This is a genomic window from Kitasatospora brasiliensis (assembly GCF_032654805.1).
In the GTDB taxonomy this organism is placed as follows: domain Bacteria; phylum Actinomycetota; class Actinomycetes; order Streptomycetales; family Streptomycetaceae; genus Kitasatospora; species Kitasatospora brasiliensis.
Genome location: NZ_JAUOOW010000001.1, coordinates 615,626 through 629,509, shown reverse-complemented (window position 1 = coordinate 629,509; position 13,884 = coordinate 615,626). Strand labels below are relative to the sequence as shown.

The following is a 13,884-nucleotide window of genomic DNA, read 5'->3' as shown; positions in this document are numbered from 1 at the left end:
ATCCAGCACGTCAGGAGAGACCGGTGACGGACGTCCGGGTAATCATCAGCCGCGAACCCGATCGGGAAGAGCGCGTGGTGACGACGGGCACCACGGCCGCCGAGCTCTTCGCCGACGACCGCTCGATCATCGCCGCCCGCGTCGGCGGCCAGCTCAAGGACCTCGCCTACGTCCTCCAGGACGGCGAGGAGGTCGAGCCGGTCGCGATCGACAGCAAGGACGGCCTCGACATCCTGCGCCACTCCACCGCGCACGTCATGGCCCAGGCCGTGCAGCAGCTCTACCCCGAGGCCAAGCTCGGCATCGGCCCGCCGGTCAAGGACGGCTTCTACTACGACTTCGACGTCGAGAAGCCCTTCCACCCCGATGACCTCAAGGCCATCGAGAAGAAGATGCAGGAGATCATCAAGCGCGGGCAGAAGTTCTCCCGCCGTGTGGTCACCGACGAGTCCGCCCGCGAGGAGCTGGCCGCCGAGCCGTACAAGCTCGAACTGATCGGCCTCAAGGGCTCCGCCGCCACCGCCGGCGAGGGCGCCGACGTCGAGGTCGGCGCCGGCGAGCTCACCATCTACGACAACCTGGACGCCAAGACCGGCGACCAGTGCTGGGGCGACCTCTGCCGCGGCCCGCACCTGCCCAGCACCCGGCACATCCCGGCGTTCAAGCTGATGCGCAACGCGGCCGCCTACTGGCGCGGCAGCGAGCGCAACCCCATGCTCCAGCGCATCTACGGCACCGCCTGGCCGACCAAGGACGAGCTCAAGGCCCACCTCGACTTCCTGGTCGAGGCCGAGAAGCGCGACCACCGCAAGCTCGGCAACGAGCTCGACCTCTTCTCCATCCCCGAGGAGATCGGCTCCGGCCTCGCGGTCTTCCACCCCAAGGGCGGCATCATCCGCCGCGCGATGGAGGACTACTCGCGCAAGCGGCACGAGGAAGAGGGCTACGAGTTCGTCTACACCCCGCACGCCACCAAGGGGAAGCTCTTCGAGAAGAGCGGTCACCTCGACTGGTACGCGGACGGTATGTACCCGCCCATGCAGCTCGACGAGGGCGTGGACTACTACCTCAAGCCGATGAACTGCCCGATGCACAACCTGATCTTCGACGCGCGCGGCCGCTCGTACCGTGAACTGCCGCTGCGCCTCTTCGAGTTCGGGACGGTGTACCGCTACGAGAAGTCCGGCGTGGTGCACGGCCTGACCCGCGCCCGCGGCTTCACGCAGGACGACGCGCACATCTACTGCACCCGCGAGCAGATGGCGGAGGAGCTCGACTCCACGCTGACCTTCGTGCTCAACCTCCTTCGTGACTACGGTCTGACCGACTTCTACCTGGAGCTGTCGACCAAGGACCCGGAGAAGTTCGTCGGAAGCGACGAGACCTGGGAGGAGGCCACCCGCGTCCTGGCGGGCGTGGCCGAGAAGCAGGGCCTGCCGCTGGTGCCGGACCCGGGCGGCGCGGCCTTCTACGGCCCGAAGATCTCGGTGCAGGCGAAGGACGCCATCGGCCGGACCTGGCAGATGAGCACCATTCAGCTCGACTTCAACCTGCCCGAGCGCTTCGACCTGGAGTACACCGCGGCGGACGGCTCGCGTCAGCGGCCGGTCATGATCCACCGTGCGCTCTTCGGCAGCATCGAGCGGTTCTTCGCGGTGCTGCTGGAGCACTACGCCGGTGCCATGCCGCCGTGGCTGGCCCCGGTCACCGTCACCGGCATCCCGATCACCGACGAGCACGTGCCGTACCTGCTGGAGGTCGCGGCCAAGCTGAAGAAGCACGGGATCCGGGTCGAGGTGGACACCTCGGACGACCGGATGCAGAAGAAGATCAGGAACGCGCAGAAGGCCAAGGTCCCGTACATGCTGATCGCGGGCAACGACGACGTCGAGGCGGGCGCGGTGTCCTTCCGCTACCGCAACGGCGAGCAGAAGAACGGTGTCGCGGTCGACGAGGCGATCGCCGAGATCGTGGACGCGGTGAAGAACCGCGTCCAGGTGTGATCCGGTAGCAGGACCGTCACGCGCGGGGCAGGCTCTTGAAGAGTCTGCCCCGCGCGGCTTTGCAAGCACCGTCGGGCGAATATGCTGATCAGCATGACGACTGAGCCGGAACTTCAGCGGGGCGTCGGCGAGCCGGACGGGTTCCGCCGCCTGTGGACCCCCCATCGGATGGCCTACATCCAGGGTGAGAACAAGCCCACCGGCCCGGCTCCGGACGACGGTTGTCCGTTCTGCTCGATCCCGTCGCTCAGCGACGAGGACGGCCTGATCATCGCCCGGGGCAGTGCCGTGTTCGCGGTGCTGAACCTGTACCCGTACAACGGCGGGCACCTGATGGTGGTCCCGTACCGGCACGTGGCCGACTACACGGACCTGGACGAGGCCGAAACGGCCGAGCTGGCGGACTTCACCAAGAAGGCGATGACGGCGCTGCGGGCGGCCTCTGGGGCGCACGGGTTCAACATCGGGATGAACCAGGGCGCGGCGGCCGGGGCCGGTATCGCGGCGCACCTGCACCAGCACGTGGTGCCGCGCTGGGGCGGGGACACCAACTTCATGCCGGTGGTCGGCCACACCAAGGTGCTGCCGCAACTGCTGGCGGACACCCGGAAGATGCTGGCCGAGGTCTGGCCCCAGGGCTCCCAGAGCTCCCAGGGCTGATCGCCGGAACGCGGGAGGGCCCCACCGAGGATCTCGGTGGGGCCCTCCCGCATGTGGTGGCTCAGCCGGCGTCGACCTGGTCGACCTTGTAGGGACGGGGGCTCTGCGCCTCGGACTTGATGATCGAGGTGCGGTTCTTGAAGAAGCGGTCGGCGTCCAGGTCGTGCTCCTCCAGGAACTCCAGCGTGGCCGCGTGGACCGCGCTGAGTACCGGGACGGAGGCGTTCTGGGCGTTGTCGACCATGGAGCGGTTGTCCCAGGCCTTGTTGACCCAGGAGTGCCGCAGCCCGAAGGGCTCGGGCAGGCCGAGCCCGCCGCCGAGCCAGCCGAGCAGGCCGGGCATCCGGTGGAAGGGGGCGCGGACGGCCTGGCGGACGACCTCGTCGTTGTCGATCAGGGGGAGCTTGACCGTCCGCTCCTCCCAGAACTTCACGGTCTTGGCGACCGACTTCTCCTTGTTCTTGGGCTTGTCGAAGAAGACGCCCTTGACCGGGCCGAGCGCGTAGGCGGACACGGTGATGTTCAGGACGTTGGCGAGCAGGGTGACGGTGACGGTGAAGGTGAGGACCAGCTTGCCGTCGTGGGTGATGAACTGGGTGGCGAGGTAGTGCCGGGGGCCGCCGCCGAAGGTCTGCTTGTCGGCGACGGTCTGCACCGCGAAGTCGCGCATCCGGTCGCCGTCCATGTCGGCGTTGCCGGGGCGGCTGATCTCGTCGGCGCCCTCGCCGATGTCGAAGACCACCCACTGCTTGATGGCGACGTTGGGCATACCGCTGTTGGCGACGTGGCTGATGCCGAGGCCCTTGAGGTGGGAGGAGATCCGGCGGATCAGGTCCCAGGGGTGGAAGGCGCGGAAGTCGGCGTGGCCCTCGGCGGGGTGGAGGGTGTCGGCCAGGCGCCATTCGCCCCAGCGGCGGCCGGCCCCGAGGATGCCCTTGGGCCCGGCGTAGTGGTGGATGTTGGTCTCCTGCTCGGCGTCCAGGCGGCCGAGCTTGTCGCGCAGGTCGACGGCCTTCTTGTCGAGGTCGTCCCGGGGGACGGCCTTGGCGACGGTGGCGGCCACGGCGCTGCCCTCGACGAGTGCCTGCCAGCGGGAGCGCAGGTCCACGGCGGTGCGCTCGACGATCCGGCGGGCGAGGTACCAGCCGATGACCGGGGCGAGCATGGTGACGCGCAGGTAGATGCCGAGGATGCCGTTGGCCGGCGGGCGCAGCGCGAGCAGGACGGCGAGGACGGCGGCCGCGGCGAGCACGAGGCCGCCGTAGACGGCAGCGTTCTTCGGGTTGTCCCGCTTGAGCCAGGCGCGGAGCTGGAAGGCGCCGAGCCAGACCAGGGTGCCGGGGAGGAAGAGCACGCCGGTGACCACGCTGACGGTGCTGAGCTGCCGGTCGCGGGTGTTGCGCAGTTCCTCGGCGGCCAGGCAGTGTTCGACGACCTGGCGGGTGTCGACTCCGAAGGCCGGGACGAGGGGTTTGCGGCCGCCGCCCAGGGACCGGGAGATCAGTGCTTTGCTGAAGGCCTCGCCCAGGTTGGGACGGAAGAGCGCGAAGCGGCCCTTCTTCTCCGTGGCGTCGGTGACGGCGTCCACGAAGCCCTTGATCTCGCCGTCGCGGTAGGCGGTCGAGGAGAGTCCCTGGGTGATGGCGGTCTGCGGGCCGGCGTCGGTCCGGGGTATCTGCGCACCCGGGGTCATGTCGAGTGTGGTCACGGTGGCGTCCCCTCCTCCCCTTGTCAGCGGCAGGTTACCGTCTCGCGGGACCCCCGCGCGGATGATCGTCTGAAGTGCCGTCACCGGAGGCCCGAGGGGCATGATGCCCAGCTTGCGGCGAACCGATGCCCGCCGGGGTGCCGGTGGGGCGGGTGGGGCAGGATGGACGGTGGGAGCGAGGAAAGGGGAACGGCCGTGAAGGATCCGGTGCTGGTCTTCGACGGGGACTGCGCGTTCTGTTCGTCCTGTGTGCGCTGGGCGGAGCGGTACCTGCGGCAGACGCTGGCCTCGGGGGGCTGGGAGGCGGTGCCGTTCCAGTTCGCGGATCTGGCGGGGCTGGACGGGCGGGCCGGCGGCCGGGGCGAGGTGTCGGCCGAGCGGGCCGAGCGCGAGGTGCTCTGGGTGACGCCGAACGGGCGGGTGTACGGGGGCGCGCAGGCGGTTGCGCGGCTGCTGATGCGCTCCGGCGGGGCGTGGGCATACCTGGGCGCCGTGTTGACGGCGGCGCCGGTGCGGCCGCCGGCGGGGTTGGCGTACCGGTGGGTGGCGCGCAACCGGCACCGGATGCCGGGGGGTACGGCGGCGTGCGCGCTGCCCAGGCGATGAAGTGCGGTCGGAAGCCTCAGTCGGCGGTGTAGCGCTCGGCCAGGGCGGCGGGCATGGGTTCGTGGCGCAGGTAGGCGCGGGAGAACTCGGCGGTGCCGTGGGTGAGTGAGCGCAGGTCGATCGGGTAGCGGACGAGTTCGAGCTCGGGGACCTCGGCGCGCAGCAGGGTGAGGCCGGTACCGCCGGTCTCGGTGCCGAGGACGCGGCCGCGGCGGGCGGAGAGGTCGCCGAGGACGGCGCCGAGGTAGTCGTCGGGCAGCAGGACGCTGACGGCGGCGACGGGTTCGAGCAGGCGGATGACGGCGTGCTCGGCGGCGTCGCGCAGGGCGAGGGCGGCGGCGTTCTGGAAGGACGCGTCGGAGGAGTCGACGGAGTGCGCCTTGCCGTCGGTGAGGGTGACCCGGACGTCGACGAGCGGGTGGCCGGTGCTGACGCCCTTGGCGAGCTGGGCGCGGACGCCCTTCTCGACGGAGGGGATGAAGTGCTTGGGGACGGCGCCGCCGACGACGTGTTCCTGGAACTCGAAGCCGGAGCCCGCCGGGAGGGGTTCGACTTCGAGGTCGCAGATGGCGTACTGGCCGTGGCCGCCGGACTGCTTGACCAGGCGGCCGTGGCCGGCGGCGGCGGTGCCGAAGGTCTCGCGCAGGGCGACCTTGGGTTCGACGGTGTCGACGTTCACGCCGTGGCGGGTGCGCAGGCGGTCGAGGACGACCTCGGCGTGGGCCTCGCCGGTGCACCAGAGGACGAGCTGGTGGGTGTCGGGGTTCTGTTCCAGGCGTAGGGCCGGGTCCTCGGCGGTGAGGCGGGAGAGAGCCTGGGAGAGCTTGTCGTCGTCGGCCTTGCTGTGGGCTTCGACGGCGATCGGGAGCAGTGGCTCGGGCAGGCTCCAGCCGTCGAGGGTGACGGGGCGGCCGGGGTCGTGGACGGTGTCGCCGGCGTGGGCGGTGGTGAGTTTGGCGGCGCAGACGAGGTCGCCGGCGACGGCGTGCGGGACGGGGCGCTGGAGTTTGCCGAAGGGGCTGGTGAGGGCGGTGACGCGTTCGTCGCCGTTCTGGTCGGCGGTGTGGGTGGGGCCGTCGAGGTGGATCTTGGTGTCGGGGCGCAGGGTGCCGGCGTACAGGCGCAGCAGGCTGATCCGGCCGACGTAGGCGTCCGAGGTGACACGGACGACCTGGGCGGCGAGCGGGGCGTCGGGGTCGCAGTCGGGGGCGGGGCGGGTGCGTTCGGTGGGGTCGGGGAAGGTGTGCGCGATGAGGTCGAGGAGTTCGGCGGCGCCGAGGCCGTTGTCGCTGGTGGGGACGGCGGGGTGGAGGGCGCAGGAGAGGACTTCGCGGCGCAGGCCGGCTTCGAGGGAGTCGGTGTCGAGCGGGTCGCCGGAGAGGTAGCGCTCCATGAGGGTGTCGTCCTGGCCGGAGATGGCCTCGACGAGGCTGTCGTGGGCGGGGGCGGTGTCGGGCAGGGGGGTGGCGTCGCCGTAGGTGTCGCCGGTGAGGAGGTCGACGCTGCCGTCGGGCCGGCCGTCGTGGAGGACGGGCAGGAAGAGCGGGCGGAGGGTGTCCGGGCCCAGGTCGAAGGCGTCGTGGCAGGCGGTGAGGATGTCGTCGAAGCCGTTGCGGGCGAGGTCGAGTTTGGCGACGGCGATGGCGCGGGGGATGCCTTCGGCGGCGCATTCGCGCCACAGGGCGCGGGTGGGGGCGGTGACCGGGTCGGTGGCGGATACGACGAAGACGGCGGCGTCGGCGGCGTGCAGGGCGGCGCGCAGGTCGGCGGTGAAGTCGGGGTGGCCGGGCGGGTCGATCAGGTTGATCTTGACGCCCTTCCATTCGAGGGGAAGGAGGGCGAGCTGGACGGAGCGCTGCTGCTGGTGCTCGATGTCCTCGTGGTCGGAGACGGTGGTGCCGTCGGTGATCCGGCCGGCCCGTCCGGTGGCGCCGGCGGCGAGGGCGAGCGATTCGGCGAGGGTGGTCTTGCCCACACCGCTGGAGCCGATGAGGACCACGTTGCGCAGGTCCTTCGGGCCGGTGACGGCGGGTGCCTGGCCGGCTCGTGCCGTGCTGCGGTCGGGCATCGGGGTCTCCTCCCGTGGCGCCGAGGCTGGTCCCTCGCAGTCTAGGTGGGGAAGTCGCGAGGGTGCTCGGTGACGGTGCGTGTGCGCGCGGGGGCGGAGTCCGGCGGTGCGTGCGCCGGAGGGCGTCCGCGGCGTGGCTACGATGGGTGCGCCGGGTGGGCTGATCCGTCCGGTCGTCTGCTGCGCGTGTTGCGCCAGGCGGGTATCCGGGAGAAATCGGAGCGGCTGGGAAGGCCATGCTCAACAAATACGCGCGTGCCTTCTTCACACGTGTCCTGACCCCGTTCGCCGCGTTCCTGATCCGTCTGGGTGTGAGCCCGGACGCCGTGACGCTGATCGGTACCGCCGGTTCGGTGGCCGGTGCGCTGGTGTTCTTCCCGCGTGGGGAGTTCTTCTGGGGCACCATCACGATCACCCTGTTCATCTTCTCGGACCTGGTGGACGGGAACATGGCCCGGCAGCTGGGCCGGAGCTCGAAGTGGGGGGCGTTCCTGGACTCCACCCTGGACCGGGTCGCGGACGCGGCGATCTTCGGCGGCCTGGCGATGTGGTACGCGGGCAAGGGTGACGACAACCTGCTGTGCGCGGTGGCGATCTTCTGCCTGGCGAGTGGGCTGGTGGTGTCGTACACCAAGGCGCGGGCGGAGAGCCAGGGCCTGCCGTGCGACGTGTCGGGGCTGGTGGAGCGGGCCGAGCGGCTGGTGGCCAGCCTGGTGGCGGCCGGTGTCGCGGGTCTGCACACGTTCGGTGTGCCGTACGTGGAGTGGCTGCTGCCGGTGGCGCTGTGGCTGGTGGCGGCGGGCAGCCTGGTGACGGTGTTCCAGCGGGTGCTGACCGTGCGCCGGGAGGCGTTCGAGGCCGACCGAGCGGCGGCCGGGAGCTGATGGGGGGCGTCCTGCGGTGACGGACCGACTGGTGTACTGGGCGTACGCGCTGGGGTGGGGGCTGTTGAAGCACCTGCCGGAGGGGGTGGCCCGGAGGCTGTTCGAGCGGCTGGCGGACTACGCGTGGCGCAAGCGCGGCAAGCGGGTGCTCCAGTTGGAGGCGAACCTGCGCCGGGTCCGTCCGGAGCTGGACGAGGCCGGGCTGCGCGAGTTGTCCCGGGCCGGGATGCGCTCGTACATGCGCTACTGGATGGAGTCGTTCCGGCTGCCGGTGTGGAGCCGGGAGCGGGTGGCCCGGGAGGTCCGGGTGGAGGGCTTCGAGCACGTCCTGGCGGCGATGGAGGCCGGGCGGGGCGCGCTGGTGGCGCTGCCGCACATGGGCAACTGGGACCTCGCGGGGACCTGGGTGGCGCAGCAGGGCCATCCGTTCACCACGGTCGCGGAGCGGTTGAAGCCGGAGCGGCTGTTCGACCGGTTCGTGGAGTTCCGGGAGGGCCAGGGCATGGAGGTCCTGGCGCTGACCGGCAGCTCGGTGAACGTGATCGGCACGCTGGCGCGGCGGCTGCGCGAGGGCCGACTGGTCTGCCTGGTGGGGGACCGGGACCTGTCGGAGGCCGGCATCGAGGTGTCGTTCTTCGGCGAGCCGACCCGGATGCCGGCGGGGCCGGCGGCGCTGACCCAGCGGACCGGGGCGGCGCTGCTGCCGGTGACGCTCTGGTACGACGGCCCGCTGATGCGGGCGCAGATACACCCCGAGGTGCCGGTGCCCGAGGAGGGCGACCGCAAGGAGCGCACCCGGGAGATGACCCAGGCGATGGCGCGGGTGTGGGAGGCGGGCATCCGCGAGCACCCGCAGGACTGGCACATGCTCCAGAAGTTCTGGCCGGCCGACCTGCCGGGCCGTGAGACGGTGAGGGACCGCGCGCGGGAGGCCGCGCCGGGCGCGGCGGTGGCGCCGGAGCCCGCGGCCGAGGCCTCCGGGTCCTAACGCCCGGGCCCTGGAGCCCTGGAGCCCCGTAGCCCTGGACCCTTGGGCCCGCTTGTACGACTGTCCGAAGGAGCTTGAGGAACCCGTGAAGATCGGCATCGTCTGCCCGTACGACTGGAACGTCCCCGGTGGGGTGCAGTTCCACATCCGGGACCTGGCCGAGCACCTGATCGGTCTGGGGCACGAGGTGTCGGTCCTGGCGCCGGCCGAGGACGGCGAGGCGCTGCCGCCGTACGTGGTCCCGGCCGGGCGGACGGTGGCGGTGCCGTACAACGGGTCGGTGGCGCGGCTGAGCTTCGGCATCATGTCGGTGGCGCGGGTGCGGCGGTGGCTGCGCGAGGGGCGCTTCGACATCCTGCACGTGCACGAGCCGGCCGCGCCGAGCCTGTCGGTCCTGGCCATCTGGTCGGCGATCGGGCCGATGGTGGGGACCTTCCACACCTCCAACCCGCGCTCCCGGATGATGATCGCGGCCTCGCCGATCCTCCAGCCGGGGCTGGAGAAGATGCAGGCCCGGATCGCGGTGTCGGAGTACGCCCGGCGCACCCTGGTGGAGCACCTGGGCGGGGACGCGGTGGTGATCCCGAACGGCGTGGACGTGGGTTTCTTCGCCGATGCCGAGCCGGACGAGCGCTGGACGGGCGGCGCGGCGAAGGGGGAGCCGGGCACGATCGGCTTCATCGGCCGGATCAACGAGCCGCGCAAGGGCCTGCCGACGCTGCTGGCGGCGCTGCCGAAGATCCTCGCCGAGCGGCCCGGGGTGCGGCTGCTGGTGGCGGGCAAGGGCGACGAGGAGGAGGCCGTCGCGGGCCTGGCCCCCGAGGTGCGCCGACAGGTGGAGTTCCTCGGCATGGTGAGCGACGAGGAGAAGGCCCGGCTGCTGCGCAGCGTGGACCTGTACGTGGCGCCGAACACCGGTGGCGAGAGCTTCGGGATCATCCTGGTCGAGGCGATGTCGGCGGGCGCGCCGGTGCTGGCGAGCGACCTGGACGCGTTCAAGCAGGTGCTGGACGGCGGGGACGCGGGGGAGCTGTTCCCGGTGGAGGACGCGGACGCGCTGGCCGGTGCCGCGCTGCGGCTGCTGGGCGATCCGGCGCGGCTGGAGGCGTTGCGGGAGGCGGCCTCGCGGCACGTGCGGCGGTTCGACTGGTCGACGGTCGGCGCGGACATCCTGGCGGTGTACGAGACGGTGACGGCCGGCCACGTGGCGGTGGTCGAGGAGGATGTGCGCAGCGGTCGGCGTGGCCGGTTCGGGCTGGCCCGCGACTAGTGGCGTTCATCTGAGGAGTTAGGGTCGGGCCCGTCCGTACCACTGCGATCCACGGGGGCAGCGATGCCGCAGATATCCGTCGACTACTCGGCCGACCTGGCCGGCACCTTCGACCGTCGGGGCCTCGCTCTGGCGATCAACCGGCTGGCGGAGGAGACGATCGACGCGAAGCCGGAGTCCTGCAAGACGGTGTTCCGGCAGAGCGAGGTGCTGGTGGTCGGCACCAGCGGGGCCGGTACCGACACCCAGGTGTTCGTGGAGTTCCAGATCTTCCCGGGCCGCACGCGGGAGGCGAAGGCGGCGCTGAGCGAGGGCGTGCTGGAGCTGCTGGCCCGGTACGTCCGGCCGAAGCCGGGCACCCGGCTGTTCACGGCGGTGAACATCGCCGACATCGACCGCGACTGCTACCGGAACGCGACCGCCTGGGGCTGAACCGGTGACACCCGGTAACGTAGCGGCTCGTGACTACCTGGATCTGGGCCGGCGTGGCCGTGGTGCTGTTCGGCATGTACCTGAGTTGGACGGCCGGCCGGCTGGACCGGCTGCACGCCCGGATCGACGCCGCGCGGGCGGCGCTGGACGCGCAGCTGGTCCGCCGTGCCTCGGTGGCGTTGGAGCTGGCGACGTCCTCGCTGCTGGACCCGGCGGCCTCGCTGCTGCTGCTGGACGCGGCGCACGCGGCCCGGCAGGCGGAGGACGAGCAGCGCGAGGTGGCGGAGAGCCAGTTGAGCCTGGCGCTGCGGGCGGTGTTCGAGGAGCCGGAGCAGATGGCGGCGCTGGTGGCGGAGCCGGGCGGCGAGGACGCGGTTCGTGATCTGACGGCCGCGGTGCGCCGGGTGCCGATGGCCCGCCGGTTCCACAACGACGCGGTGCGGGCGGCGCGGGCGGTGCGCGAGCACCGGCTGGTGCGCTACTTCCGGCTGGCGGGGAAGGCGCCGTTCCCGATGGCGTTCGAGATGGACGATGCTCCCCCGCCCGCCCTCATCCCCGAAGGGGCTCCGGCTTAGGGTGTCACCCGGATACGGCCTGTTTGTCGTATCCCGTCGTTCTGGGTGGACTTGGTGGCGCATGGAGGGGCCATGGGGTCTGCCTACCATAGGGCGATAGCACTGATTCATCTTCGAGTGAGGTCTCACGTGTCCACCACCCCCACCACCGCAGACCAGCCGCAGATCGGTACCGCCCGGGTCAAGCGCGGCATGGCCGAGCAGCTCAAGGGCGGTGTGATCATGGACGTGGTCAACGCCGAGCAGGCCAAGATCGCCGAGGACGCCGGAGCGGTGGCCGTCATGGCGCTGGAGCGGGTCCCGGCGGACATCCGCAAGGACGGCGGCGTGGCCCGCATGTCCGACCCGAACATGATCGAGGAGATCATCGAGGCGGTCTCCATCCCGGTGATGGCCAAGTCCCGCATCGGTCACTTCGTCGAGGCCCAGGTGCTCCAGTCGCTGGGCGTCGACTACATCGACGAGTCCGAGGTGCTGACCCCGGCCGACGAGGTCAACCACTCGGACAAGTTCGCCTTCACCACCCCCTTCGTCTGCGGCGCCACCAACCTGGGCGAGGCCCTGCGCCGCATCGCCGAGGGCGCGGCCATGATCCGCTCGAAGGGCGAGGCCGGCACCGGCAACGTCGTCGAGGCCGTCCGCCACCTGCGCCAGATCAAGAACGAGATCGGCCAGCTGCGCGCCCTGGACAACAACGAGCTGTACGCCGCCGCCAAGGAGCTGCGCGCCCCGTACGAGCTGGTCAAGGAGGTCGCCGAGCTCGGCAAGCTGCCGGTCGTGCTGTTCTCCGCCGGTGGCGTGGCCACCCCGGCCGACGCCGCGCTGATGCGCCAGCTGGGTGCCGAGGGCGTCTTCGTCGGCTCGGGCATCTTCAAGTCGGGCGACCCGGCCAAGCGCGCCGCCGCCATCGTGAAGGCCACCACCTTCTTCGACGACCCGAAGGTCATCGCGGACGCCTCCCGCAACCTGGGCGAGGCCATGGTCGGCATCAACTGCGACACCCTGCCGGAGACCGAGCGCTACGCCAAGCGCGGCTGGTAGTCGCCCGCAGTCCCTGGGCCGGCCCGCCGCAGCGCCTCGGTGCGCGGCGGGCCGCGCCACGTAGTCCGTCGTAACGATCGATAGAGGTTTGAAGACCGTGAGCACTCCTGTCATCGGCGTCCTCGCCCTCCAGGGCGACGTCCGCGAGCACCTGGTGGCGCTGGCCGAGGCCGACGCGCTCGCCCGTCCGGTGCGCCGCGCCGAGGAGCTGGCCGAGGTCGACGCGCTGGTGATCCCCGGCGGGGAGTCCACCACGATGTCCAAGCTGGCGCTGCTGTTCGGCGTGATGGAGCCGCTGCGCGAGCGGGTCGCCGCCGGGATGCCGGTCTACGGCACCTGCGCGGGCATGATCATGCTGGCGGACAAGATCCTGGACGGTCGCGCGGACCAGGAGACCGTCGGCGGCATCGACATGACGGTCCGTCGCAACGCCTTCGGCCGCCAGAACGAGTCCTTCGAGTCCGGGATCGAGTTCGCGGGCCTGGACGACGCGCCGGTGCACGGCGTCTTCATCCGCGCCCCCTGGGTCGAGGCGGTCGGCGCGGGCGTCAAGGTGCTGGCCCAGCTGCCCGCCGCGGACGGCCCGGAGAGCCGGATCGTGGCCGTGCGCCAGGGCAACCTGCTGGCCACGTCCTTCCACCCGGAGCTGACCGGCGACCACCGGGTGCACGCGTACTTCGTGCGGATGGTCGAGGAGCACCTCGCCGGTAAGTAGGCCGGTACCGACCGTGTGCGCCTCACCGGTGGCGACACCGGTAAGATCTCATCTGTTCATTTCCCTTTGGCGACGTAAAGGAGCTGGCGATGTCCGGCCACTCTAAGTGGGCTACCACCAAGCACAAGAAGGCCGTGATCGACGCCAAGCGCGGCAAGCTCTTCGCCAAGATGATCAAGAACATCGAGGTGGCGGCGCGTACCGGCGGTCCCGACCCGGCGGGCAACCCGACCCTCTACGACGCCATCCAGAAGGCGAAGAAGAGCTCGGTCCCGATCGACAACATCAACCGCGCCGTCAAGCGCGGTGGCGGCCTGGAGGCCGGCGGCGCCGACTACCAGACCATCATGTACGAGGGCTACGGCCCGAACGGCGTCGCCGTCCTGATCGAGTGCCTCACCGACAACCGCAACCGCGCCGCCTCCGACGTGCGCGTCGCGATGACCCGCAACGGCGGCTCGATGGCCGACCCGGGCTCGGTGTCGTACCTGTTCACCCGCAAGGGTGTCGTCATCGTCCCCAAGGCCGACGGGGTGGACGAGGACAAGCTGTTCGAGGTCGTCCTCGACCAGGAGCCCGAGGAGATCAACGACCTCGGCGACACGTTCGAGATCGTCTCCGAGGCCTCGAAGATGGTCGCCGTGCGCACCGCGCTGGTCGACGCCGGCGTCGACTACGACTCGGCCGAGGCCAACTTCCTGCCCAGCATGCAGGTCGAGCTGGACGTCGACGGCGCCCGCAAGATCCTCAAGCTGATCGACGCGCTGGAGGACAGCGACGACGTGCAGAACGTCTTCGCCAACTTCGACATCTCCGACGAGGTCGGTGCGCAGCTCGACGCCGAGTAACGGCCCGCGTGACCGTTCTCACTGCCCGGCCCGGTGGTCCCTGGACCACCGGGCCGGTGTCGTCGGTCGGGTTGTCGGACCCGGGC

General features: G+C 71.0%; 13 protein-coding genes. 11 read left to right on the top strand and 2 right to left on the bottom strand.

All coding sequences use genetic code 11. From position 1 onward, the window contains the following. Positions 1 to 23 precede the first annotated feature (23 nt). Positions 24 to 2,003 (top strand): threonine--tRNA ligase, encoded by a 1,980-nt coding sequence (gene thrS / locus QWJ13_RS02820; RefSeq protein ID WP_316520249.1) that lies wholly within the window; start codon positions 24 to 26, stop codon positions 2,001 to 2,003. Positions 2,004 to 2,084: 81 nt separating this feature from the next. Next, the gene (locus QWJ13_RS02815) at positions 2,085 to 2,663 is read left to right on the top strand and encodes an HIT family protein (RefSeq protein WP_316520248.1); all 579 of its coding nucleotides are present in this window, start codon (positions 2,085 to 2,087) and stop codon (positions 2,661 to 2,663) included. Between the two features lie 61 nt (positions 2,664 to 2,724). Here QWJ13_RS02815 and QWJ13_RS02810 read toward each other — a convergent pair whose 3' ends face one another. Continuing rightward, positions 2,725 to 4,371, bottom strand: a complete 1,647-nt coding sequence (locus tag QWJ13_RS02810) for an AbeC-like domain-containing protein (protein ID WP_316520247.1) — start codon at positions 4,369 to 4,371, stop codon at positions 2,725 to 2,727. A gap of 195 nt (positions 4,372 to 4,566) precedes the next feature. Here QWJ13_RS02810 and QWJ13_RS02805 point away from each other — a divergent pair, with 195 nt between their 5' ends. Next, positions 4,567 to 4,977, top strand: a complete 411-nt coding sequence (locus QWJ13_RS02805; RefSeq protein ID WP_316520246.1) for a thiol-disulfide oxidoreductase DCC family protein — start codon at positions 4,567 to 4,569, stop codon at positions 4,975 to 4,977. 16 nt (positions 4,978 to 4,993) lie between these two features. Here QWJ13_RS02805 and QWJ13_RS02800 read toward each other — a convergent pair whose 3' ends face one another. Next, complete coding sequence (locus QWJ13_RS02800; RefSeq protein WP_316520245.1) at positions 4,994 to 7,045, bottom strand: elongation factor G-like protein EF-G2; 2,052 nt, start codon at positions 7,043 to 7,045, stop codon at positions 4,994 to 4,996. A gap of 236 nt (positions 7,046 to 7,281) precedes the next feature. On the opposite strand from QWJ13_RS02800, the gene pgsA reads away from it, so the two are divergent. The 8 genes from pgsA to QWJ13_RS02760 all read left to right on the top strand — a co-directional run bounded on the left by pgsA (position 7,282) and on the right by QWJ13_RS02760 (position 13,798). Then, complete coding sequence (pgsA, locus tag QWJ13_RS02795) at positions 7,282 to 7,929, top strand: phosphatidylinositol phosphate synthase (protein ID WP_316520244.1); 648 nt, start codon at positions 7,282 to 7,284, stop codon at positions 7,927 to 7,929. Between the two features lie 16 nt (positions 7,930 to 7,945). After that, positions 7,946 to 8,917 carry a phosphatidylinositol mannoside acyltransferase gene (locus QWJ13_RS02790; protein ID WP_316520243.1) on the top strand — a complete coding sequence of 324 codons (972 nt, stop codon included), beginning with the start codon at positions 7,946 to 7,948 and terminating at the stop codon, positions 8,915 to 8,917. 85 nt (positions 8,918 to 9,002) lie between these two features. Next, positions 9,003 to 10,187, top strand: a complete 1,185-nt coding sequence (locus QWJ13_RS02785) for a glycosyltransferase family 4 protein (RefSeq protein ID WP_316520242.1) — start codon at positions 9,003 to 9,005, stop codon at positions 10,185 to 10,187. 63 nt (positions 10,188 to 10,250) lie between these two features. Then, complete coding sequence (locus QWJ13_RS02780) at positions 10,251 to 10,619, top strand: 5-carboxymethyl-2-hydroxymuconate Delta-isomerase (RefSeq protein WP_316520241.1); 369 nt, start codon at positions 10,251 to 10,253, stop codon at positions 10,617 to 10,619. Positions 10,620 to 10,648: 29 nt separating this feature from the next. Further along, entirely contained in the window at positions 10,649 to 11,194 is a 546-nt protein-coding gene (locus QWJ13_RS02775; protein ID WP_316520240.1) for a hypothetical protein, read from the top strand. 129 nt (positions 11,195 to 11,323) lie between these two features. Continuing rightward, positions 11,324 to 12,235 carry a pyridoxal 5'-phosphate synthase lyase subunit PdxS gene (gene pdxS, locus QWJ13_RS02770; RefSeq protein ID WP_189916612.1) on the top strand — a complete coding sequence of 304 codons (912 nt, stop codon included), beginning with the start codon at positions 11,324 to 11,326 and terminating at the stop codon, positions 12,233 to 12,235. Between the two features lie 97 nt (positions 12,236 to 12,332). Beyond that, complete coding sequence (pdxT, locus tag QWJ13_RS02765) at positions 12,333 to 12,950, top strand: pyridoxal 5'-phosphate synthase glutaminase subunit PdxT (protein WP_316520239.1); 618 nt, start codon at positions 12,333 to 12,335, stop codon at positions 12,948 to 12,950. A gap of 89 nt (positions 12,951 to 13,039) precedes the next feature. Beyond that, positions 13,040 to 13,798 carry a YebC/PmpR family DNA-binding transcriptional regulator gene (locus QWJ13_RS02760; RefSeq protein WP_316520238.1) on the top strand — a complete coding sequence of 253 codons (759 nt, stop codon included), beginning with the start codon at positions 13,040 to 13,042 and terminating at the stop codon, positions 13,796 to 13,798. Positions 13,799 to 13,884: the final 86 nt, after the last annotated feature.